The following is a 23,967-nucleotide window of genomic DNA, read 5'->3' as shown; positions in this document are numbered from 1 at the left end:
CATTCTATACTAATTGACTCTTACTTTATGATTCTTTACCGCAGCAGTTTTTATACTTTTTGCCACTTCCGCAGATACAAGGATCATTTCGGCCAACTTCTATTGCATTTACTTTTGGCTTCTTCTTAGCCGGCGCGTCTCCTTCTTTTGGATGAACAGCCGCCTGACCTTGCGCTACCTCTTGACGCTCAAGGTTGTTGTTAATTTCTGCTTTCATGATATACTTCGTCACTTCTTCTTCAATGGTTGCAATCATATTTTCAAACATCGCAAAACCTTCCATTTGGTATTCGCGAAGAGGATCTGTTTGGCCGTACGCACGAAGGTGGATACCTTGGCGAAGCTGATCCATCGTATCAATATGATCCATCCATTTAGAATCAACTGCTCTAAGAACAACAACTTTTTCAAATTCACGCATTTGTTCTTCAGGGAGCTGCTCTTCTTTTTCATTATAACGAGCTTTTGCATGATCTACCAGCAGTTCTACCATTTCTTCAGGCTCTTTACGGCGAAGATCTTCTTCTGTGACTTCACCTTCCTCAAGAACATTAGCATTTACGTAATCAATAATCGCTTGTAAATTCCATTCCTCTTCTAATTCTTCACGCGGCGTGTTTACTTCAACCACACGCTGTAGAGTTGATTCAATCATACGTTCTACAATCGCACGCAGGTTGTCTGAATCAAGCACTTCAAAGCGCTGTTTGTAAATAACTTCACGCTGTTGACGAAGCACGTCATCATATTGAAGCAATTGTTTACGCGCATCGAAGTTATTACCTTCAACGCGTTTTTGAGCGGATTCAACAGCTCTTGTTACAATTTTACTTTGAATTGGCTGTGAGTCATCCATACCAAGGCGATCCATCATTGCCATCATATTATCTGAACCAAATCGGCGCATTAATTCATCTTCCATGGATAGATAGAATTGAGATACCCCTGGATCACCTTGACGTCCAGCACGTCCGCGAAGCTGATTATCAATACGGCGTGATTCATGACGCTCTGTACCAATTACAGCAAGACCGCCAGCTTCAACGACACCTTCACCTAGTTTGATATCCGTACCACGACCAGCCATATTCGTTGCGATTGTTACCGCACCTTTGTGACCCGCATTTTCAATAATATCCGCTTCACGCTCATGCTGTTTTGCATTTAACACGTGATGACGAATGCCTTTTTTCTTTAATAAAGCTGATAAAACTTCAGATGTTTCGATCGCAACTGTACCAACAAGAACAGGCTGCCCTTTTGCGTGGCGCTCGGCAATATCTTCTACTACCGCATTAAACTTGCCTTCCATTGACTTATAAATTAAATCCGCTTTATCATCACGTGAAATTGGCTTGTTTGTCGGAATAACAACAACGTGCATGTTGTAGATATTACGGAATTCTTCTTCTTCCGTTTTAGCTGTACCCGTCATACCTGATAATTTTTCATACATACGGAAGTAGTTTTGGAATGTAATTGTAGCTAACGTCATGCTTTCGTTTTGAATCTCAACGTTCTCTTTAGCTTCGATAGCTTGATGCAAGCCGTCGCTAAAACGTCTTCCTTTCATTAAACGACCAGTAAATTGGTCAACGATTACGACTTGATCTTCATCAATTACATAATCCACATCATTTTGCATCGTTACATGTGCTTTAAGCGCTTGGTTGATGTGATGGTTTAGCGCTACGTGTGAAATATCAAATAAGTTTTCAATGCCAAATGCGCGCTCGGCTTTTGACATACCTTCTTCGGTTAGCTGAACGCTTTTTGTTTTGATATCAAAAGTAAAATCGGTTTCTTTATCAAGCGTGCGAACGAATGCATTAGCTTGAATATAAAGAGCAGTCGATTTCTGTGCGCTGCCGGATATAATAAGCGGCGTACGTGCTTCATCAATTAAGATAGAGTCAACTTCATCGATTACGGCAAAATGAAGCGGACGTTGAACCATTTGTTCTTTGTAAAGCACCATGTTATCACGTAAATAGTCAAATCCTAGTTCATTATTTGTACTATACGTAATATCGGCTGCATATGCTTCTTGCTTTTCTTCACGCGTTAAATGGTTTAAATTTAACCCTACTTTCAAGCCTAGGAATTCATATAAACGACCCATTTCACTAGCATCACGGCTCGCTAAGTATTCATTGACTGTTACTACATGTACACCTTTTCCTGTAATAGCGTTTAAGTACACAGGCATAGTAGCTGTCAACGTTTTACCTTCACCCGTTTTCATTTCCGAGATATTCCCTTCATGCAGAGAAATACCACCCATTAGCTGAACTTTGTACGGATACATGCCTAACACACGTTTCGCTGCTTCACGTACAACCGCAAAAGCTTCATCTAATAGGTTATCGAGCGATTCGCCATTTTGGTAGCGTTGTTGAAATTCAGCTGTTTTTTCACGAAGCTGATCGTCCGTTAAAGACGCAATTTCAGGACCTAACGCATCAATTTGGTCCGCCATTTTTTCTAAACGGCCGATTTGACGTTGATTGCCGTCAAACACTTTTTTAAATAATCCAAGCATATTAAAACGCTCCTCTATTTATAATCAGTACATTTTATACTATTTTCATTCATATCTGTATCTTTCATTATAAAACATTCTGAGTAAAATTGTAACATTGCAGCTAAACAAGTAGCAACTTGTACCCTTTTTCGTCTGTCTCTTTACGAGTACTACTCTATTAACGAGTTATTTTCTATTGTGATTTCCCCTTCCTCACTCTTACAATAAAAAAGGGGAATGTAGAATGAACGTTCAATTGATTACAAAAGAACAAGCTTGGGAAGTCCGACATACCGTCATGTGGCCTGATAAAGATTTCAGTTATATTCAGCTGAAAGATGATCCATCAGGCATTCACTATGGACTGTTTGAAGAAGGAGAGTTAAAATCAGTTGCTTCTTTATTTATAACAGGGGATGAAGCTCAATTTCGAAAATTTGCTACTCTCAAAGAAGAACAAGGAAAAGGATATGGCAGTCGTCTACTAGAAGAGGTTTTTCTCGAAGCTAAGAACCTTGGGGTACGAAAGATCTGGTGTAACGCACGAGAAAATAAAGTCTCTTTTTATAAGGTGTTCAACATGAAAGAAACCACGCGTGTATTCACCAAATCTTCTACGCGCTATGTAGTGATGGAACTATTTTTTTAAGCAGCTAAAAAGCAGCGTGCGGAGGCACGCTGCTTTCACTTTACTGCTCTTGTTTAAGAGAGCCTATAATCTTAGTTTGGTTCAATCAATCCATATCGTCCATCTTTTCTTCGATATACAACGTTTGTAATGTTGGTCTCAGCGTTTGTAAATACAAAGAAACTATGTCCTAACATATTCATTTGCAAAATAGCCTCTTCGCTATCCATTGGTTTTAAGTTAAATCGTTTTGTACGAACTAGCTCTAATTCATCTTCTTCAGTTGCAACAGCTACGTTCGCTTCGCTTTCTAATGCTGCGAACAGATACTTCTCAGCGCCTTTTTCACGCATTTTTCGATTTACTTTTGTTTTATGTTTACGAATTTGACGCTCTAATTTATCTAGGACAAGATCGACAGCTGCGTATAAATCACTGTGTGTCTCTTCACAGCTCTCAATACGAGATCATTCATTGGGATTGTGACTTCTATTTTTTGATCGTTATTGTAGACTTTTAAGTTTACATTTACGTCAGCAGTTGGTGTTTCGTCGAAATAACGCTCTAACTTACCAAGCTTTTTCTCTACGTATTCCCTAATTGCTGGAGTCACCTCAATGTTTTCACCGCGAATGTTATACATCATGTTCGAACTCCTCCTTTAATCCATTGCTATACCTCTACAATTCTACAATACCCGACACAATCCCTTCCTAAACTATTAAAATTTTTTGAAAATTTAGTGAAAATTTATGGAACCTGAGAAAAGTTTATGAAAAAACCAAAAAAATAGACCTTCTTCATAAGAAGAAGGGTTGTATTTTTTTACGCAGAATTAATTTTTTTTATCGTAAAACATCCCATCAAACGTTTTTATTTCGTAAGGGTTTACATAGCTGTTATTATGCTTTTTTTTCGCTTTTAGCAAACGGAGATCTACCATAATTTGATGCCGAATTAAGATGAGTTTTTGATCAATTTCCTTATTCATTTCGACAATTTTCTTACCCATCGATTCATTATCCCTATTTTTTGGCGGCAGTTTTTCTATGAGGTCACGTCTTTTTAATAGAAGATACTCTAACTTTTGAATACCTTCTTCTCGATTTTTGTCAGAAAATGTTTGAATAAGCCGATAAATCTCATCCGTTAGCTGATATAGGTCGTTAATCATCTTTATGCTTGACCGCCGCTTCCATGGACTTGCTGGCGGTGAAGCTGCACAACTTGCTTCCACGTATCGCGAAATTCTGTTACATATTGTTCGGCTTCATCCAAGCTTGCTGTGTCATTTTTTGTATTTGCTTCAATTAAACACTGGTTAATATAGTCATACATAGCCATCATAGACTTAGCAACTTGCACGTTTGTATCAAGAGTAATCATTAATTCTTGAATAATATTTTGTGCCTTTAACAGATTCGTATTTTTCAGCTCAATATTTTTTTCCTGTATGCCTGTTCGTGCAAGTTTGATAAATTTTAAACACCCGTTATACAGCATAAGCGTTAACTCTCCTGGAGAAGCAGTCTGAACAGCTCCTTGCTGATACGCTTGATATGGATTATTTGCTGCCATAAACGTTCACTCCTTCTTAACTAAAATATTGCGATAACTGCGCGCTTTGAGCATTTGCATTTTGAATGGCTTTTTCCATTGCTGTAAACTGCCGATAATACCGGTCCTCTACCTGTGTGAGCCTGCTTTCAAAACTAGTAATTTGGCTGTTTACGCTTTTTAAATTCCGCCCAAGCAAAAATTGTTCACTTGTCCACGTTGAACGGCCAGCGCGCTGCTCAACTTTGGATACGGTTTGAGTAATCGTATCTCGTAAACGTCGTACAATCCCTTTTTCACTTGTTGTACTTCCACTTTTCATAAATAAATCCATGACAGACTGCGGATCTTTTTCAATTGCTTCTTTTAATTTAGTTCCATCACCTTCTATGACTAGCTTGCCTCGATCGCTATAGTTTGCACTAGTTGAAATACCGATGTCGGTTAGCTGCGAAAATGCTCCGCTCACTCCTGATACAGAGGCATACCAGTTGGAACGCATTTGGTTTAGGCCGCTTGATAGAATTGAGTCTCCTTTTAACAAACCGCTTTTTGCCTTATCATCCCACTGCTCAGCTTGTTTATCCGTTAGTTTTTCTCTTTCTTCATCAGTCAAAGGCTGATAGTTTCGGTCTCTTTCTTCCGTGATCTTTCCATTAATTTTCTCAATCAGTTCATTGTATTTGGTCACGAAATCTTTAATTGTATCAAATACTTTTTGCGTATCATTGCTTACGTTAACGCGCACATCTCCTGTGAAATTGTTTTGAAGGGTATAGGTAACGCCTCCCGTTGTAAATGTATTGGACTTACGAGTTGTTTCTAGACCGTTTAGCGTAAATTTTGCATCTGTTCCTTTGGCATTACCGGCGAGCTGTAAAAAGCCCGTCAAAAATCCTCCTAAAAAAACCATGTTTGAACCATCCGCACTATCAGCAGAAGATAAATTTCCCGTATCTTTACGAGTCATGACAACTTTATTTGTTCCTTCATCGAAAAAGGCTGAAATGCCTGCTTTTGAATTGCTGATTTGTGTAAGAACGGTATTTAATGAGGTGGAACCGTCAAACTCAAATGATGTACTGCCATCTTTATTATCACCCGTTGCTTTACCGTTGCTGTCATAAGTTGTAATAGAAAAGTTCAATACATTTTGCTGATACGAGAACGCTTCAATTGTGCTGCCGCTTGTTAATGTGGTACCAAATGTCATTTCACCTGTGTCTGCGTTAATAAATACTTCATTAGGATCTACTGTTCCTGCCTCAGTTCCTATTCTCACGCTATAACTGTTAGTCACACCTCCGGTGGTAACAGAGATAGACTGCAGAGTATTCCCTTCAGAAAGAGACCCTTTGGCTAGTTTTACTGTACTAGTATCAGCACTTAACGCTATAGCAGCTTGATCAATTGTTTTTTTAGTCCACACTCCTGTTCCCATCGAATCCCGTTGAGACCACAAGCTTTTCGTCGGATCAATACTAGAAGCAATACTGTTAGCGCTAATACTCTGCGCAGCAGTCGCCATTGTCACGTTTGAAAGAGTATAAGAAGCATTTGCTGCTGAGGAAGTAGCTGCTGCTTTTACTTTCGTTTCATCTGCTGAAGATACCGTTTTAGACGAATAAGAAGACTGCAAGGTCATATTAAAAGCGAGATTATTAAAGTCTGATAGAAGCAAGTTCATTGAGCGATAATCATCTCGCTGCCACTCTAACGTTTGCTTTTGTTTTTTCATTTTATCGATAGGCATTCGTTCAGCCTTCATTAAATCACTAACGATTTGATCAATATCCATTCCGCTTGCTAACCCACTTACTCTTACCACTTAGCATCACCACCGTTTTTTATTCATCTATTCATCAACTGTTAGCCATAAAATATGAGTACATTTTTTCGGATTTTCTTATTCGTTCATAGGTTCAACACTTCTTTATTTTGTATCGGTAAAACAAACATTTTTTTCATAGGTCAAATGGTGCAAGATAGAAAAAGCTCACTTATTTTTCTATAATAAGTGAGCTTTTTATTATTGGCCAAACAAGTTCAGTTTCTGGGATAAATCTCTTTGAATATCCTTAGGAATAAGGTACGGTGCTAGATTTATAATATCTCGTAACGAATCAATGGTTACAGAGGCAGATAAATTTATATATTCATTCGTTGTATCTGCTTGCTCAAACGAAATGGAATCTGGCAAATTATTGAGCAGAGTAATTTCATTCATTTCTTTATCGACCGTGACATCAGAAGCCTTATCAATATTTAAGCGATCCCATACAAGAGACATCGGAATCGGCATTCTTCCTAGATGCACGCTATTCACCTTTAAAACAAGCTTTCCATTTTCGGCATTTGGTGTTACGTCAACTACAAACTGTGATTCCATAAAAGATACTACATGTTTATTAATATAAAATTTTATATGTTCTGGAAGCAACTCGGCTTCTGCTCCGTCAATCGTTTCATCATTTTCGTAAAGGTAGCTGCGCAAATAATCATTAACATCGCTCTCGCTTAATCGGTATCCTAAAATAGGAGAGCCTCCGTTCAGTTCTAGCGACGTCGCATGAGCGGACTTTTCTTTTGCCAGTGAAGATAATGAAGCAGTCTGATCAAGTTTTTCAATATTTCTGACGGGACTAATAAAAAAATACAACCCAACTAAAAGGATAATAAATAGAAAAATAACAGCTATAAATTTTCTCAAACACACGCACCCTCTCAAACATTCTTCTTGGAATATAATACCGATTTCTCTTTTATCATACAAGATAAATAAGATGTATGTCGAAAACTTGTATAAAATGTACGTATATCCCCGACATTCCAAATGGCGAATAAGTCTATATCGAATAAATCAAGTCTATTTTGACTTAAAATACGTCAATTTTAGTAACTTAAAGTCGATTTTTATAGGAATTTGATAATTGGCACACTTCTTGCTTATTATAAAGGTAAGGGGAGGAATTTCTATTTATATTTTCAGAATTTACTTTATTTTCTAATAGTCTTTCGATAATTTTAAAGGAGTGAATACGATGGGAAACAAAACAGAATCACACGGAAAGTTAAAGCAACGTCACGTTTCCATGATTTCCATTGCAGGTATTATCGGAGCCGGCTTGTTTGTAGGAAGCGGATCCGTTATTAACGCAACAGGCCCAGCAGCAGTAGTTTCATATGCAGCAGCCGGACTGCTAGTCGTTCTATTGATGCGTATGCTCGGTGAGATGGCTATGGTAAACCCAGATAAAGGCTCATTCGCAACATATGCTCAGCAAGGAATTGGCGCGTGGGCAGGTTATGCTGTTGGATGGCTTTACTGGTTTTTCTGGCTAATTGTAATTGCGATTGAAGCCACTGCAGGAGGAGCAATTGTTCATGAATGGCTCCCTTCCGTACCAATTTGGCTTTTAAGCTTAATCTTAACCTTTGCATTAACTTTAACAAACTTGTTCTCTGTCAAATCATTTGGAGAATTTGAATATTGGTTTGCTATGATTAAAATTGTGGCAATCGTTGCTTTTATGGGAATCGGTTTAGCTATTATTTTCGGATTAATCCCAGGTACATCTTCACCTGGTCTAGCTAATTTAACGGGCCACGGAGGCTTTATGCCAAAAGGTACGAACTCTATCTTTTTAGGAGTTATTACCGTTATTTTCTCTTATTTCGGAGCTGAAATTGCGGCTATTGCAGCTAGTGAATCAGAAAATCCAGCAAAAGCTATCACAACTGCTATTCGCAGTGTCGTATGGCGAATTTTAATTTTCTATATTGGTTCAGTTGCTATTTTAGTAACTCTTTTACCTTGGAACTCAGCTGATTTACTAAAAAGTCCATATGTAACAATGTTAGAAATGGTCAATATCCCAGCAGCTGCACAAATTATGAATTTAGTCGTATTAGTATCCGTTTTGTCTTGCTTGAACTCTGCTTTGTATACGAACTCACGAATGATTTTATCATTAGCTCAAAAAGGACAAGCTCCTCGCGCTTTAGCAAAAGTAAGCAAATCAGGCGTGCCGGCAAGAGCTGTATGGATTAGCACAGCTGCCGCATATGTATGTGCTATCTTTAGCTTCGTTTCGCCGGATAAACTCTTTTTATTCTTAGTTAATGCATCAGGAGCCATCGCTCTTATTGTATATTTAGCTATCGCTATTTCTCACTTACGCCTGCGTAAGAAAATGAATCGAGCCAACCAGCCAATTAAAGGGATGAAAATGTGGTTGTTCCCGTATTTAACATACGTAACAATTGCTGTTATTACCGTGATCTTCTTATCAATGGCATTTATTGATTCGATGCGCTCACAGTTTTTCTTAACTCTTGGATTAACCGCTGTGGTTCTTCTTTCATACTCGTTCATCAAAAAAACAAACAACAAGCGACCTGACGATCAATTTTCCGAGCCAGAAAATATTGCAAAATAAAAAAGCCGCAGATGCGGCTTTTTTATTTTGCTTTCGATTATTTCTCAACCGATATGTCACGATGAAGATTTCGAAGCGGCTGAGGAGGGCAAATACGTCGCGTCGCGTAAGAAATGATAAAAATAGTTAACAACCCGCCTATCATCGCAAATGTACGAAACGGAAACATGACCACTCCGTCTTCAATCATCGGATACGGAAGCAGCGCTTTTAAATGAAGCAGCGGTTCTCCTCCACCTATTCGAAGAACAAGAGACACAATAAACCCAGCCAAAGATCCGTACCAGTTAGCTCCTTTAAAGAATAAAGCACAAACCAACTGCGGAAAAAGTATGCAATACACGAGGTCCCCTGATAAATACCATAAAGAGTAGACACTCTCAGAGTTTAAAGCAATTAGAGTTGCCCCCGTGCCAATGATAATGATAGAACGTTTAATAACTTTATCTAACTGCGCCTGTGTCGCATTTGGTTTTACAATCGGACGATACACGTTCCAGGCTGCCATCCCCGAAGCTGAAAGTAACGAAGCCGCTACTGCAGCCATGACGGCAGCAGCTAGTCCTCCAAGTGCAATCGCTCCTACTAAATCAGGCGTTAGATATTTAAATACATACGTTAAAATCATGGACGCGCTCTCAGGGCTTGAAGCTCCAAATGAAGACCAGTCTGCACTATAACCTATCATCCCTATTAAAGTTGGAGGTAAGGCCGCTAACGCGCAAAAGATGCCGGCTGTAATAGATAGCCACATTGCTGCTTTTTCATTTTTAGCAGATAACACGCGCTGAAAATAAATTTGCCATGGAATACCACCAAAAATAAGTAAAAATGTGCTATCCCACCATTGCCAATATGTATTTCCCCATTTCGGATCTTCCCAGCCTTTTAATGGAGGAAATAAATGAAGAGAACCAGTCATGCCTTCTGAATAAGTGGAAAAAACGGCTCCCACCCCTCCCGTATTCGAAAATGCAAAGGGAAGCACCAGAAATAGTCCTAAGAACATAATAGAAAGCTGTAAGATATCGGTATGTGCTACTGCCCACAGGCCGCCAATCACGGTGTATGCAATGGCAATAAGTGCGGAAAGAATGATGGAAATTGAAAAACTGAGGCCTAAAATCACACCGAATGTTGTTCCTAAAGCAGTTAAGATAGCTGCGCTCCAAAACAGCTCTCCCAGTATAGCCGGAAAATAAAGAACCGTAGCCATTTTCTTACCAAAACGAGATTCTAGAGGATCGAGCATTGTCATAAACTCAAATCTTCTCATCTTTCTAGCAAAAAAGATACCTCCTAAAATCAAGCTGATTGAATAACACCATGGCGCTTGCGTCCATGTCAACCCTGAGGAATAAACGGTTTCGGCCGTTCCAGCAATATACCCTCCACCTACCCAAGTGGCGGTCATTGTGAACATTGAAATCCATAGCGGCATAGATCTTCCTGCAACAAGCATATCATCTGATTTTCCTTTTTTACTTGCAGCGGCTCGAGCACCAATAAAATAAATAACACCATACATAATGAACATTAAAATGAGGCCTGGCCAATAGAGATCTGGATTATAGAGAGAATAGATAAATGCGACAACCATAAAGATGGAAAATCCTATAATAGTTGTCCATAAGGGGGTTAGTAGACGGTTGTTCCTGTTTGATTTCCCTGAAAAGTCAGAAGTCTCATTCGACTTTTCAGGCCTGGCTTGTTGTGTGTCTGAACGAAATGGCTTTTTAGCATTTTGCATCGTCTCACATCCTTTAAATTGATAAAGAAATCTAAAGACATAATTGTCCTCTATTCCCTTTTACTACCAGCATACAATTAAACCTAAAAATAGATTTTTTAGAATAAAATATAAATAGTTGGATTATAAATACCAATGCGAAGGGGAGAAATTACGTTTATATAATTATATTAAAATAATTTAAATTGACCTTTTTTATTATTTCACTAAGAAATCATAATTATTTTCATCTTCCATCTAAACTCCTTTCTTAATTTCCACATTCAAAATCCTTTGTTTTTCAAGGTTTGTATGCAAGCAGATATAGTACTATGGTTAATATATCTGAATGTTTAGGATATTGTCAAAAAAGTTTGAGGGTTTTCATATAAAAAAAGAATAATATTCTCATAGCTCATACACAAAAAAACCTTTTGTATCAAGGGACATAGCAATCAGTGATTTTTTATCACTTTTCGTTAAATTTTTTCTTAATATCCGAATGATTAGTCTTTTACAGAGAAGATAATCTAATAAATTCAGAACATTTAGAGTTTTAGGATTTGACTAAATTAAATAACCGATGCTATAATTCGAATTGTTAAGAACGTTAAATATAAATTTAACAAATTCTATTATTTGGAGGTCGATGCTATTGGAACAAACACTTACGCTTGAAAAAATGCACATAAACGGCGAATGGGTTGAAGCACGCAGCGGCGAGAAAAGAGAGATTATAAATCCTTTTAATCAAGAGATTATCGCTGTCGTTACAGAAGGAAATCGTGCTGATACTGTAGAAGCTATTGAAGCAGCTAGAAAAGCTTTTGATGCAGGTGAATGGTCTAAATTTACAGCGGCCCAAAGAGGTTCTTTACTATTTAAAGTAGCGGAAGAAATTCGTAATGATCGTGAAGAACTCGCTAAACTTGAAACCTTAAATACTGGAAAAACCCTCGTTGAAAGTCTGGCAGACATGGATGGGATTGCTGATGTCTTTCAATACTATGCTGGATTAGCAGATAAAGATGGTGGACAAATGATTGAGTCACCTAATCCCGATTCTGTTAGCCGCGTTGTCCGCGAACCTGTAGGTGTATGCAGCCAAATTACTCCTTGGAATTACCCTTTATTGCAAGCCTCTTGGAAATTGGCTCCGGCACTTGCTGCTGGGAATACAATTGTTATTAAACCAAGCGAAATCACCCCTTTAACAACTATTCATATGATGAAAATTTTTGAAAGAGTTGGCTTTCCAGCAGGCGTCATTAACATTGTACTCGGCCCGGGTGCGACGGTTGGACAAGAAATGGCAGAAAGTCACTTAGTAGATTTAGTTTCCTTTACAGGTGGCGGTGTATCTGGACGTAAAGTCATGCAGGCTGCCGCAGGCAACTTTAAAAAAATCGCTCTTGAACTCGGTGGGAAAAATCCGAATATCGTCTTTGCTGATGCTGACTTTGACACTGCGGTTGACTATGCATTAAATGCGGTCTTCTTTCATGCTGGTCAAGTTTGTTCAGCTGGTGCGAGATTACTCGTTCAAGATGATATTCACGATAAATTTATTTCAGCAGTTATTGAACAAGCCAAAAAAATTAAGCTAGGAGACGGCATGGACGAAGCCACTCAAATGGGACCCGTTATCTCAAAAGAGCATCTAGCTAAAGTAGAGCATTACATTGAGCTTGGCAAACAAGAAGGTGCTTCCCTTGTTTTAGGAGGCAAACGTCCAACTCAAGAGTCTTTACAAAAAGGTTTATTCATTGAACCAACTATTTTCACAGACTGTCATGGAGATATGAAAGTTGTCCAAGAAGAGTCATTTGGTCCAATTATGACCATTGAGCGCTTCAGCACCGAAGAAGAAGCGGTGGCACTTGCTAACGATACAATCTATGGATTAGCTGGAGCCGTTTGGACAAGTGATATGAATCGAGCTGAACGTGTAGTAAAAGCACTCCGTATGGGAACAACTTGGATTAACGATTATCATCCGTACTTCCCGCAGGCTCCTTGGGGAGGATATAAGCAATCTGGGATTGGAAGAGAGCTTAGCCACATTGGGCTAGAAGAATATACGGAAATTAAACATATTTATACGAATACAAATCCACAGCCAATGCGCTGGTTTCAATAAAATTCAAGGGGGAATGTAAAGATGTTTATGCGATTTGAAAGAATGGAACGTTTAAAAAGTTTTGAGATGCCAACGGTTGTAAAACATGGAATTGGTGCTGTTAAGCATACTGGAGAAGAAGTAAAAAACCTAGGTGTATCTAAGGTTTTACTAGTAACAGATCCTGGTGTAAAAAAAGTAGGCTTAGCAGACCCTGTAATCGCTAGTTTAAAAGAAGCGGACGTAGACGTTATTTTATTTGACCAAGTAGAAGCCAACCCTTCTATTCACGTAGTAGCAGACGGCACAAAAATGTACAAAGAAAATGGATGCAACGGATTAGTAGCTGTTGGAGGCGGAAGCTCAATGGATACGGCAAAAGCTATTGGTGTAGAAGTAGCTCATAATGCTCCCGTCTTAGATTATGAAGCAGCTGAAGGAAAAAAACCTTTAACAAAACGTATTCCTCCTTTAACAACCATTCCTACAACTGCGGGTACAGGAAGTGAAGTCACACAATGGGCTGTCATTACAGATCCTGTTCGTGAGTTTAAGTTTAATACAGGTGGACCTTTAATTGCTGCTCACTTAACAATTATTGATCCAGAACTGCACGTATCTATGCCTTCACATATTACGGCCGGTACAGGAATTGACGCATTAGCTCATGCAATTGAATGTTATACATGTCACTTTGCACAACCAATGACAGACTCTGTTGCTTTATTGGCTATTGAGTATGTTGGGAAATACTTACGACGTGCAGTTGCAAATGGACAGGACATCGAAGCACGCTATGGAATGGCGCATGCGGCTATGCTTGCTGGCCTTTCATATGGAAGTGAATCTGCAGGAGCAGCTCACGCGATGGCACAAACATTAGGAGGCATTTATCCAATTGCCCATGGCCCTTGCGTAGCAGCTATGCTAGGTCCTGTAATGGAATATAACTGGATGGGCGAGCCTGAAAAATTTGCGCGCATAGCTCAAGCTTTAGGAGTTAATACACATGAATTAACGCTTGAAGAAGCAGCTCAAGCAGCTGTTCGTGAAGTATATCAACTAGTTAAAGATGTACAAATCCCTTCTTTAGAAGAACAAGGTGTTCCAAAAGAAGCAGTTTCTCGCTTAGCTCAAGAAGCATTTACTGATCCACAAACGGTTGGTAACCCTCGTGATCTAACTGTAAAAAGTTACGAATGGATTTATAATCGCTGTTTTGAAGCTACACCATTAACCGTGTAAAAATAATAAAAAGGCTGTTGATTTTTCAACAGCCTTTTTTATTTACTCTTTCGCTAATTCTTCATTTAAAATATCGATGATTCTTCGGTCGTCAAAAACTTTTACTACTTTTTTCAAGAAATGATAATAATGTTTGGACTCTATAATCTGCGCTAAATTACGCTTTGCTTTTACTGCGATCTCCTCAGGTACATCTTCATCATTTAAGAGAATCTGCAGCTTGTTTTCTGCTTCTTCGATTGCCTCTAAATTAACTGAAATTTCTCTTTGCCACTTCTTACAGAAAAATGAAAAAAAGGACTTAGAAAAATCTTTTTCTGCTTCATATAAGTCTTTTCGAACACCTTTTTTCCACACTTTGTGAACCATATCAATATTTTGCAGTGAACGAATGGATGTACTCATCGTTGGTTTACTCATACCCAATTCTTCACTCATTTGATCTAACGTAACCGGCTCATCCATAAAATAAAGCATGCCATACAGCCTTCCTACTGAAGGTGTGACACCATATAAATCCATCGTATCAGCTAAAGCGCTGACAACCACATCTTCTGCTTCTTTTAATAAATCATGATACTCTTGAACATCACTCATTTACTCTTCTCCTCTTTTGTTAAATTTATTTGAATTATACTTAATAAATTTAATGATACACGATAAAAAGGAAAAAAACAGAAATTCAGTTCAATTTTTTGATAAAAAAGAAGCCTTCTCTTAAAGAGAAAGGCTTAAGACATAGTGGGGAATACTATATGTTTATCTTTCCCGATTTAGATATTATTTATACCGTATATTTTTGATTATTTTCAAACTGATCGTTTTATTTCTTTTTCGGTAATTGTTTCAGCATATCAATAGCATGTAATGTAATTTGAGAAGCACTTTTATTTTCGTTACGTATTTCTTCATAAATCTCTTGTCTATGAATATCTACAGACTTTGGAGCTTGAATTCCTAGCTTTACTTGATCACCATTAACTGCAAGGACGGTCACTTCAATTTCATCACCTATTTTGATTGTTTCATTTAACTTTCGTGTTAAAACAAGCATGGACTCACTCCTTATCTATTCCTCTTACTCAAATAACCTGTGCTTCGTTTCGTAAGCTGTATTCATTAAAATCACTTGCTTAGCAAGCTGTTGCTTTGTATTAATAATAACAGGAGCCTGCAAATTAGCTGTTATATTTTCCACAGAATCTGACATCGTAAGCAATACGTAAACAGCTGCATCTTCCGCCTGTTGTAATTGAAGCTTTTCGATTTCCTGAGGTTCTAGTTGAAAATCATAATCTAAAAAAAACTGAAATGGATCCGTGATAATAAAAGCTAATTCTTTGGTTTGAATAGACTGCAGAACTTGGAAAGCTTCGGCTTCGGGAAGTGGTAAAATAACGAATTCAGTTTCTTCCAAAAAACCTGGAATCCCTTGATTGAATGTCAGTGTTTGCTGATTATCTATTTCTATATCTCCATGGTAGCTTGTTGAAATTTTCATCTCATCACACCTTTGTTAATTGATTTTTTCTTGTTATCTTTTTTCATTGTAAAAAAGTTCCTTCTGTTTAGAAGGAACTTTTTAACGCAAGAAATCTAGCAGCGTAGGCTGAATAATTTGAGCCCCTACTCCCAAAGCAGCACGATGTACGCTTTCTTGTACGGTTAAATCCGTAATGACTTTTTCAATATCTGCATCTTCATTATTTGAAAGCATCTTAGTAGCCGTAATTTCCTGTGAATAAAGGCGGTTTTCGATCAGCTCAAGCCGATTGCTCCTTGCTCCCAATTCAGATCGCTCCGCTAATAGCGTAGACAGCTGCGTATCTACCTTTGTAGAGAGATCTTTTAGTGAGTTGACATCGTTTTGTTCAAAAGCTGTTTGAACATTGTTCATTAAGTCGAATGCACCTTGTCCAAAAATGTTTTCAGGATGAATATTGACTCTCAGCTGGATACCTTTTGATACTTCAACTGAAAAAGGATCCAGGTTAATGTTCGATTCTATTATACCGCTTTCATTCTCACTTATAGGCGGTGCTCCTACATTTACACCGTTAAAGATATAGTTTCCTGCCACCTGCGTATTCCCTACTTGCATATAATCCAGCTTTAACTGTTCAATTTCACGTGCAATTGCTTGGCGGTCATCACTTTCATTCGTACCGTTTAACCCTTGCACCACCAGCTCTTTGGTGCGCTGAAGAATGGAGTTGACTTGTTCAAGTCCAGATTCTGAACTATCAAACCAAGACTGAGCTTCTGTTAAATTACGTTTATATTGATTTACTTCAGAAAGATTAGAACGATAAGCCATTCCTTTAGTAGCCACTACCGGATCATCTGAAGGACGAGTAATTTTCTTCCCCGTTGATAATTGGTTTTGAAGTGTTTCCAGCTTATTATAGCTATTGCTAATCTGTTTTAACGAATTAGCCGCTAACATTCCTTGTGTGACACGCATCTTTACCTTCCTCCAGTTCCAAGACCATTTACAATTTTATCAAGCATTTCATCAATCATAGTCACCATACGGGCACTAGCGTTATATGCATGCTGAAACTGAATCATATTGGTCATCTCTTCATCTAATGAAACTGCACTGGTAGACTGGCGCCTTTGCTCCACAGCTCCCTGGAGAGTTTCTGAATTGCTTTTTAAGCGGTTGGCTTGTTGGGCATCTACTGACATTTGGCCAATAACAGATTGATAAAAGCCATCTAGGGAAACAGCTTGATTCCCGGAATTAATAAGCACCTTTTGACGAAATTGAGACAATAGCTGAGCATTTTGTCCATCTCCTTTGCGGCCAGTTCCATCATCTCCAGAAGAGGCCGAAGAAGCAGCTGCAATATTGTTTGTGTTTTGTTTGATTTTATCAGCAATAACAATTCCAGTTGCAGCCCCTTCTTTCTGAGAAATCTCATTAAAAAAGGACATACCAGTTTCACCATCTAGCGTGACACCTTGTTGGTGCTTATCATTAAACCAGTTCACAAACTCATATGCCATTTCATCTAAATCATTAATCATTGAAGCGTAAACACCTGTTTTATTACCACTATTATCTATATATCCAGAAGCCTCAATTAACCCTTTAAGTTTTCCTTGAGGAAATGACTCGGGATTTCGTATCTCATCCCCTATATGAATTTCCGTTACATAGGAATCTTGATTTGTTGTCAAACTGATGGCATTTACTTGATGAGTTTTTCCATCTAAAAGAGTAATAGGCCCTTGAGACGTTTGAAGCTGAACCGTTACCACTCCTTCTGACGTTGCAGAAGCGTTCCCGCTGCTTTTTGTATACTCTAAAGAAACCGGCATAAATTTAGAAATCTCATCTAACAGCCGATCTCTTTCATCATACAAATCATTAGGCAAATAGCCGTTCGGTTCTACCTTTTGTATTTGTTGGTTCACGTTATTTATTTGCTCTAGCAAAGAATTCACTTGTGTTACGGCTACGTCACGCTCGTTTTGCAAATCACCTTGAATCGTTTTTAGAGAAGTAGATAAATAAGAGAAGGTATCGCCTACTGCTTCAGCTCGTTCAATCATAACAGACCTGGCTCCTGCTTCTGAAGGGTGTGAAGCTACATCTTGAATGGATTCAAAAAGTTGATTAAAAACAGCTGAAAGTCCATCTTCAGTAGGTTCATTCATAATTTCCTCCATTTTTTCAAGAGCACCAGCGCGCGCATCCCAATACCCCACTTTAATGGTTTCATCTCGATACTGGGTATCTAAAAATGTATCACGTATTCGCTCTACCGTGCTGGCTTCTACTCCCATTCCTATTTGACCCGCAGTTCCAGTCTGATTCATCCCTGGGGCTGGATAAGCTGGGAACGTTTCTAAACTTACTCGCTGACGCGTATAGCCCGGCGTATTTGCATTAGATACGTTATGGCCAATCGTGTAAAGAGCCGCTTGTTGGGCATCCATTCCTCGTTTAGCCACCTGCAAACCATGAAATGTTGAACTCATTCTGCTTTCCTCCGTTCTTTATGCCTTCGAATTAAAAATAGAATTGGACTGAAACGATCTATTATTTGTTTTTGTGTAATTGAACGAATCCTCTCGTTTCGATGGAACAAGAAGGTCTAGTTCGGTATGAATCAGCTGCAAAGACTGTGTAAGCAGCTGATTGTTCAAGTCATTTGCATACTTTATATCTTGAATTATATCTATTAGCTGTTTTTGAAAGGGTATCAAGATGGAGTATTCAGAGAATGAGCCTGCTATTTCTTCAATGGAGCGAGCAGCATGTCCGCTTTTTTCCATCGCTTCTATACGTTTTGTTTCCAGTGCAGAAATAGCAGCTATATGAGATTGCTCTTTTTGCAAAGAAGCCGTGAGTGCCTTTACATCTTGTTTAATAATAAAATTTGTTTTCTCTTTAACAATGACAGACAAACTTTTGTGAAGCGTTACTTGTTTTTCTAGGATCGTTTGAATTTCTTGCACGTTCAATCAATGTCAGTCCTTTTATTTTTTATAGAAATCTACAATACTTTTAGCAATTTCTTTTCCGTTAATTTCGTACGTTCCGCTGTTAATTTGCTGTTTTAGTTTCTCCAATTTTTCAAGTCTTTCTGGAGATGGTTCATTTCCCTGAAGTTTCTTCGCCTCAGATGAAATATGAATCTGATCTTGTGAATTCTTTTTAGAGACCTGTTCTGTTTTTTCTGATTGTTTTTTGTACGGATTTATTCCAAATAAGTTCGATGGGTTAATCTTCATCTCTCTCACCTCTTTTTATATTTGTATCCGTTATCTCTATTCATTATATCGGAATTTCCATCTAAACCTTTAGCATCGGCAAGGAAGTTGAGACCATTTTCACAGTCCTCCTTAAACATAGGTCTATAGATAGAGGACGTGCAAACACTCAGCACACTTTTACTCTTTTTTCCTTTCGTTAGAACGATAGGTGGGACGCGTCAGCTCTTCATTTGAACGAATCATCTCACGATTATGCTTTTCTAAACCATGTTTAATTTCTTGAGAGCATGAATGACAAAGTTTACCTTCTCGAATCTGAGCGTTGCATTGCATGCATGGATAGCTTATATTTGGAAAATTAGTTAGCACTAAGCGACCTTGTCGAATAAATTGGTGAATTAACGAATCTGAAACGCCCGTTTCTTTCATCACTTCGTAAGTCGTTGCTGTACGATTTGCTCGTTTCTTTAAGAATGAAGAAACACGTTGAAACAGAGCTTCTTCTTTGTCAAAACATGATTTACATATGTTTATTGATCCACTTTTTACAAATAAATGACCGCATTCCCTGCAATTATCTAACGTTCCCATATTCGAAACTCCTCATTTGTTTTTTATTTTACTATCGGTCAAAGTTTTAAATTATACATCTTCATGCACGAATTAAAGTGAGCGAACGAACTGAACGTGCACCAGCTTCCTGCAAGCAATTTGCCGCTTGGCGCACGGTTGCTCCTGTTGTATAAATGTCATCAATCAAGAGAAATTCTTGATTCGTAACCATTGAGGAATCGACTACTTTAAATTCCAGCCTTTCTGCCAGCCGACTTCGCCTATTTTTTTTTGATTGCTTTGTTCCTGAACAGCGAACAAGAGGCATTTCTATGTTGTCACTGATCAGTTCAGCTAGCGCTAAAGATTGGTTAAACCCTCTCTCATATAATCTCTCGTCCGTTAAAGGTATAGGAACTAGTATAGCTTTTGGATTACATTCTTTTTTATAGAACTTATACCACTGCTCCTTGAATGCTTGGATAATTTCATAATCTCCTTGAAATTTAAAACGTTCTATTATGCTTTGCATAAAATCATTGTACGTATAAAGAGAACGGTTAAAAAAAGAAGCATCATTCCATTTCTGACAGTCCATACATGTGTCTAGCTCATAATGAGAAGGAGCCAGGTCTCCAAGAGAACGGCCGCATCCTCTGCAAATGCTACTGGTGATGATGGGACATCTTTGCAAGCAAACAGCGCAAATCCTGTCCGTTGAAGAAGGTTTTAACAATGACCTCCAATCGAAAGAAGAGACAAGAGGTTCAAAACAAATCAGACATATTGTCATTGATCAATCAGCCCTTCCTTATAAGCTAGAGCATTCATATATTCAATATGTTCTTTTGCTTTTCGCATAGACAGAGACTGCCCATAATGAAAAAAGACCACGTCTCCCGTTGGAAATTGAGCGCTCCTCCCTACTCTTCCTGAAATTTGAACAAGAGCACTTTCAGTAAAAATCGTTTCTTCTGCTCCCAATACTGCAACATCTATGTTGGGAACCGTTACGCCTCGCTCTAATATTGTTGTCGTTACTAAAATAACTAGCTGTCCTTCTCTAAATTTCATTACTTTTTCTTTTCGCTGGGAATCTTCAGCATGGACACCGTCTACCTTTTCGGTCAGCTTTCGAATCATGTCTGTGATGGGAGCAATCCACTTAATTTGGGGGACGAAGATAAAGCATTGTTTTCCTTCCTCTATTCTTTTTTTCAGCCATTTCTCAACATTAGCAGGCAAAGTATCTGTTTTCATTTTTTTCTTCCAATTGCCACACCATTCAAATCGAGGAACAGGAATAAGCATTCGGTGATAGCGGGCTGGAATGTTAACTACTTGTTTTTTTCCTTGCTCAACTTCTTTTTTTAATGATTCACTTGGAGTCGCTGTTAAATAAATCTTTGATGCAGCGTGTTTAGCTGCTTTTGCAACAGCATAGTGCAGCATAGGCTCTGTCGAATACGGGAATGCATCTACTTCGTCAATAATCAGCACATCGAATGCTTGATAATAATGCAGAAGTTGATGAGTGGTGGAAATAATAAGAGAGGATTCATGAAAACGGTCTTCGCTGCCTCCATACATAGCCAGCACAGACATATCTGGAAATGCCGATTGAATTCTTGGCTTTAACTCAATAACCACATCTGTTCTTGGAGTAGCAATACAGACTTTCTTTCCGCTGTTCAACGCTGATTCAATACCTTTAAATAAAATTTCCGTTTTTCCTGCTCCGCAAACAGCCCAAATTAACAGCTCTTCATCCTTTTTTATAGCTTGAATGAGTTCATTTGAAGCACGTTCTTGAGCTTTAGACAGCGTTCCTTTCCAATTCATCACGCTGCTTTTTGGCAGGACATTGCTTGCTGGTCCTTCCCAGTTTATAAAGGGTGTGCACTCACTTACTTTGCCCATTACAATACATGCTCGGCAATAGTAGCACTCCTGGTGACATCTACTGCATGGAAATGAAGCAAAATAAAAGGGACTATCACTTCCACACCGGTTGCATTTATATCCGTTTTCTTTCTGGGTAAGTGCTTTTTGATAGGAAATATATCCGTTTAGATAATGTTCATGAATGAGGGATAAAGGATAGGGAGTCTGAGTTAGTAGAAGCTGCTTTCCGCTTAGAGAGCGCTGAAGACCTAAAGAGTAGGAGTATGAAGGATTTAAAGGTGGAGTTCTCCACGTATCGATTTTTGAGAGAGGAAAAGCAGCTAGGCTAGGTACTTGAACGGGATTTAGCAATTCTTGTTTAACAGTAAAAAGCATATCTTCATTCCTTTCCATGTTTATCGTACACATCTATATACGCAAAAAAAGGTGTTTTTTCCTGCAAAAAAACCAAATCAAATGATTTGGTTTTCGATTACTTTTTATACCAGCCTATACCGATGGCACCTTCACCTAAATGTGTGCCAATGACAGCGCCAAAATATGAAAGACTCCATTCAATATGAGGATATTCTTGTTCTAAGTCTCGTTGAATTTCTTTTGCTTCATTTTCACGATTAGAATGAATAACTACAGCCTTCATAGGTACATTTTCTTTTGCATCCTCATCAAGAAGCTCCGTGATTCGTTTTAACGCTCGCTTACGCGTACGAATTTTTTCAAACGGAACAATTTTTTTAGATTCAAAATGTAGCACTGGCTTTACTTGAAGCAGACTGCCGATAATAGCCTGAGCAGCATTTAGGCGACCTCCACGCTGCAAGTGAGATAAATCATCTACCATAAAATACGCACGCATTGATAGTTTCATCTCTTCAAAACGCGCAATGATTTCGTCAGGATGTTTATTTAATTGGACCATCTCGGCTCCTTCAATCGCGTAAAAGCCTTGAACCATACAGCTGATTTCTGAATCAAATACGTGCACATCAAAGTCTTCTACCATGCTACCTGCCGTCAAAGCACCCTGATACGTTCCGCTAATTCCACTAGATAACGTAATAACGATAGCAGCATCGAATTGATCTCGTTTTAACTGTTCAAACAACTCTACAAATTCTCCGATAGCAGGCTGAGAAGTGGTTGGAAGATTTTTTGCTTCTTTAATTTTTTCAAAATATTGATCTGCAGTCATATCTACTTCTTCACGATATGTTTCTTCACCGAAAATAACGCTTAGCGGCACCATATGTATATGATAGTTTGATCGAATTTCCTCTGATATATAGGCGGTACTATCTGTAATAATTGCTGTTTTCATAAGATAGGGATCCATCCTTTGTTATATAAAATAATTTCACTCTATTCTACAACATTTAGGATTAAAATGCATGTAACGAGAGGTTTACCTCTTAGTAAAGGCTCCCTCACGTATACATATTAATTAACAAACCTTGAATTTCTCCAACCCGCTTGAGTAAATTTAAACTGTTTTTTTCTTTTTGAAGGATATCATTTGTCAAGTCAACTAGTTTTGTATCCACTTCTTTCACTAATTTATATACTTTAGTCGTTCCTCTATGATTAAACCCTCTTTCTTCATGCAGTTCAAAACCATTTTTAACGACTTCGTTCATAAACTGCTTCACAAGCGTCTTGTATTTCCGCAAAGAATCAATAGTTTGATTTTTCACTAACTGCTTTCCCTGTTCTTCAATTTTATTTATCACTTGAGTTAAATGTTCATTGGTTAGTTCTTTTTGTTTTTTGGCCATTACTCCTGTAAATGAACCCGAACCACTTACTTCTTTTTCTCTAATGAGATTCACTGAAGAAGAAAGACCGTTAATTCGCTGTACCTCCACTATGTATCTCTCCTTTCTCTGTTAGTATACACTTCATTCAATTTAGACTTTTAGATGCGCCAGCTTGATTAGGTGAAAGTTTAGAGAGGCATCCGATGCGTGGATATAATGATTATCCTCTAGCTAAGAGTGATACTTATATGCTGTTCATAAGAAGACAGCTTGTTTTTTCGGGGCGAAGAGGTAACTTTAGGCGTTGCTTTTAATACTTCATTCCAAACGTTAGAAAGCTTCTTCATCATTTGTTGAACTTCACATAAAATAAACGTATCTTTTTTTAAATTAGCCATAATTAATCGCTCAGACATATAGTTGTAAAGAGTATCTAACTGCTCTGCAATGATACCTGCTTGATATGTTAAGCCAATTCCTAGCCGATATAAAATATCGTTGCACTGTTTAATTTTTTCATTCGCTATAAAATAATCGCTGTGTTGAATTGCTATAACAGCTTCATCAATATTTTGAATAAATTTTTCATACATCATAGCTGTTAGCTCTTGCGGAGATTTATGATAGATTAATTCTTCCGTTATAAAATTCAGCTTCATCACCTTCTTGTCTTCTTTAAATCCGTTTTCTATTTATTTCACTAAAAGCTAACTTTTAAATTTTTAAAGGACACCAGTTGAGGTTCGAATAAATTCTTCTACGGCCTCATATGTATCTGAATGTATTA

The 23,967-nt window shown here is 38.1% G+C and carries 23 protein-coding genes and 1 pseudogene; 4 read left to right on the top strand and 20 right to left on the bottom strand.

Annotation, left to right across the window (positions count from 1 at the left end; all coding sequences use genetic code 11):
* Positions 1 to 25: 25 nt before the first annotated feature.
* Positions 26 to 2,542, bottom strand: a complete 2,517-nt coding sequence (gene secA / locus AC3WJG_RS16660) for a preprotein translocase subunit SecA (RefSeq protein WP_013059748.1) — start codon at positions 2,540 to 2,542, stop codon at positions 26 to 28.
* Between the two features lie 226 nt (positions 2,543 to 2,768).
* Between secA and AC3WJG_RS16655 the strand changes: the two genes are divergently transcribed.
* Complete coding sequence (locus AC3WJG_RS16655) at positions 2,769 to 3,173, top strand: GNAT family N-acetyltransferase (protein ID WP_102813380.1); 405 nt, start codon at positions 2,769 to 2,771, stop codon at positions 3,171 to 3,173.
* A 71-nt stretch (positions 3,174 to 3,244) separates the two neighbouring features.
* Here AC3WJG_RS16655 and hpf read toward each other — a convergent pair.
* From hpf to AC3WJG_RS16630, 5 genes and pseudogenes are all read right to left on the bottom strand, one after another.
* Positions 3,245 to 3,798, bottom strand: a pseudogene (gene hpf / locus AC3WJG_RS16650) (ribosome hibernation-promoting factor, HPF/YfiA family).
* 189 nt (positions 3,799 to 3,987) lie between these two features.
* A complete protein-coding gene (gene fliT, locus AC3WJG_RS16645; RefSeq protein ID WP_098333921.1) occupies positions 3,988 to 4,326 on the bottom strand; it encodes a flagellar protein FliT in 339 nt (112 codons plus the stop codon).
* A gap of 2 nt (positions 4,327 to 4,328) precedes the next feature.
* Complete coding sequence (gene fliS / locus AC3WJG_RS16640) at positions 4,329 to 4,730, bottom strand: flagellar export chaperone FliS (RefSeq protein WP_025752547.1); 402 nt, start codon at positions 4,728 to 4,730, stop codon at positions 4,329 to 4,331.
* Positions 4,731 to 4,746: 16 nt separating this feature from the next.
* The gene (locus AC3WJG_RS16635) at positions 4,747 to 6,537 is read right to left on the bottom strand and encodes a flagellar hook-associated protein 2 (protein ID WP_102813379.1); all 1,791 of its coding nucleotides are present in this window, start codon (positions 6,535 to 6,537) and stop codon (positions 4,747 to 4,749) included.
* Positions 6,538 to 6,738: 201 nt separating this feature from the next.
* Entirely contained in the window at positions 6,739 to 7,425 is a 687-nt protein-coding gene (locus AC3WJG_RS16630) for a YpmS family protein (protein WP_263035502.1), read from the bottom strand.
* 325 nt (positions 7,426 to 7,750) lie between these two features.
* Here AC3WJG_RS16630 and AC3WJG_RS16625 point away from each other — a divergent pair, with 325 nt between their 5' ends.
* On the top strand, positions 7,751 to 9,148 hold the full coding sequence (locus tag AC3WJG_RS16625) for an amino acid permease (protein WP_102813377.1): 1,398 nt from the start codon (positions 7,751 to 7,753) through the stop codon (positions 9,146 to 9,148).
* 37 nt (positions 9,149 to 9,185) lie between these two features.
* Here AC3WJG_RS16625 and AC3WJG_RS16620 read toward each other — a convergent pair whose 3' ends face one another.
* Positions 9,186 to 10,898 carry a high affinity choline transporter 1 gene (locus AC3WJG_RS16620; protein ID WP_102813376.1) on the bottom strand — a complete coding sequence of 571 codons (1,713 nt, stop codon included), beginning with the start codon at positions 10,896 to 10,898 and terminating at the stop codon, positions 9,186 to 9,188.
* Positions 10,899 to 11,526: 628 nt separating this feature from the next.
* Between AC3WJG_RS16620 and betB the strand changes: the two genes are divergently transcribed.
* Positions 11,527 to 13,017, top strand: a complete 1,491-nt coding sequence (gene betB / locus AC3WJG_RS16615; protein ID WP_337134454.1) for a betaine-aldehyde dehydrogenase — start codon at positions 11,527 to 11,529, stop codon at positions 13,015 to 13,017.
* 21 nt (positions 13,018 to 13,038) lie between these two features.
* Entirely contained in the window at positions 13,039 to 14,241 is a 1,203-nt protein-coding gene (gbsB, locus tag AC3WJG_RS16610) for a choline dehydrogenase (RefSeq protein WP_337134452.1), read from the top strand.
* Positions 14,242 to 14,283: 42 nt separating this feature from the next.
* On the opposite strand, the gene cudC is transcribed toward gbsB, so the two are convergent.
* The 13 genes from cudC to fliS (AC3WJG_RS16545) form a co-directional block, all read right to left on the bottom strand.
* Positions 14,284 to 14,838 (bottom strand): choline uptake/conversion transcriptional regulator CudC, encoded by a 555-nt coding sequence (gene cudC, locus AC3WJG_RS16605; RefSeq protein ID WP_028409671.1) that lies wholly within the window; start codon positions 14,836 to 14,838, stop codon positions 14,284 to 14,286.
* Between the two features lie 226 nt (positions 14,839 to 15,064).
* Complete coding sequence (csrA, locus tag AC3WJG_RS16600) at positions 15,065 to 15,295, bottom strand: carbon storage regulator CsrA (RefSeq protein WP_013085431.1); 231 nt, start codon at positions 15,293 to 15,295, stop codon at positions 15,065 to 15,067.
* 24 nt (positions 15,296 to 15,319) lie between these two features.
* Positions 15,320 to 15,742 (bottom strand): flagellar assembly protein FliW, encoded by a 423-nt coding sequence (fliW, locus tag AC3WJG_RS16595; protein WP_050690875.1) that lies wholly within the window; start codon positions 15,740 to 15,742, stop codon positions 15,320 to 15,322.
* Positions 15,743 to 15,823: 81 nt separating this feature from the next.
* Complete coding sequence (gene flgL / locus AC3WJG_RS16590) at positions 15,824 to 16,705, bottom strand: flagellar hook-associated protein FlgL (protein WP_337134450.1); 882 nt, start codon at positions 16,703 to 16,705, stop codon at positions 15,824 to 15,826.
* A 2-nt stretch (positions 16,706 to 16,707) separates the two neighbouring features.
* The gene (gene flgK / locus AC3WJG_RS16585; RefSeq protein ID WP_028409674.1) at positions 16,708 to 18,231 is read right to left on the bottom strand and encodes a flagellar hook-associated protein FlgK; all 1,524 of its coding nucleotides are present in this window, start codon (positions 18,229 to 18,231) and stop codon (positions 16,708 to 16,710) included.
* 18 nt (positions 18,232 to 18,249) lie between these two features.
* A complete protein-coding gene (locus AC3WJG_RS16580) occupies positions 18,250 to 18,711 on the bottom strand; it encodes a flagellar protein FlgN (protein ID WP_223269021.1) in 462 nt (153 codons plus the stop codon).
* Positions 18,712 to 18,732: 21 nt separating this feature from the next.
* Positions 18,733 to 18,987, bottom strand: a complete 255-nt coding sequence (gene flgM, locus AC3WJG_RS16575; RefSeq protein WP_028409676.1) for a flagellar biosynthesis anti-sigma factor FlgM — start codon at positions 18,985 to 18,987, stop codon at positions 18,733 to 18,735.
* Positions 18,988 to 19,146: 159 nt separating this feature from the next.
* On the bottom strand, positions 19,147 to 19,560 hold the full coding sequence (locus AC3WJG_RS16570; RefSeq protein WP_098333914.1) for a TIGR03826 family flagellar region protein: 414 nt from the start codon (positions 19,558 to 19,560) through the stop codon (positions 19,147 to 19,149).
* Positions 19,561 to 19,621: 61 nt separating this feature from the next.
* On the bottom strand, positions 19,622 to 20,257 hold the full coding sequence (locus AC3WJG_RS16565) for a ComF family protein (RefSeq protein ID WP_253351967.1): 636 nt from the start codon (positions 20,255 to 20,257) through the stop codon (positions 19,622 to 19,624).
* A 53-nt stretch (positions 20,258 to 20,310) separates the two neighbouring features.
* Positions 20,311 to 21,819, bottom strand: coding sequence for an ATP-dependent helicase ComFA (locus tag AC3WJG_RS16560; RefSeq protein ID WP_337134449.1), 1,509 nt, complete (start codon positions 21,817 to 21,819; stop codon positions 20,311 to 20,313).
* Between the two features lie 79 nt (positions 21,820 to 21,898).
* The gene (locus tag AC3WJG_RS16555; protein ID WP_013085440.1) at positions 21,899 to 22,744 is read right to left on the bottom strand and encodes a DegV family protein; all 846 of its coding nucleotides are present in this window, start codon (positions 22,742 to 22,744) and stop codon (positions 21,899 to 21,901) included.
* Positions 22,745 to 22,850: 106 nt separating this feature from the next.
* Entirely contained in the window at positions 22,851 to 23,288 is a 438-nt protein-coding gene (locus AC3WJG_RS16550; RefSeq protein WP_028409681.1) for a YaaR family protein, read from the bottom strand.
* A 119-nt stretch (positions 23,289 to 23,407) separates the two neighbouring features.
* Positions 23,408 to 23,839 carry a flagellar export chaperone FliS gene (gene fliS, locus AC3WJG_RS16545; RefSeq protein WP_081085243.1) on the bottom strand — a complete coding sequence of 144 codons (432 nt, stop codon included), beginning with the start codon at positions 23,837 to 23,839 and terminating at the stop codon, positions 23,408 to 23,410.
* Positions 23,840 to 23,967: the final 128 nt, after the last annotated feature.

The organism is Priestia sp. FW507-14D1A, from assembly GCF_058781295.1.
The sequence above is the reverse complement of the archived record's forward strand: the minus strand, read 5'-3'. Positions and strand labels throughout refer to the sequence as shown.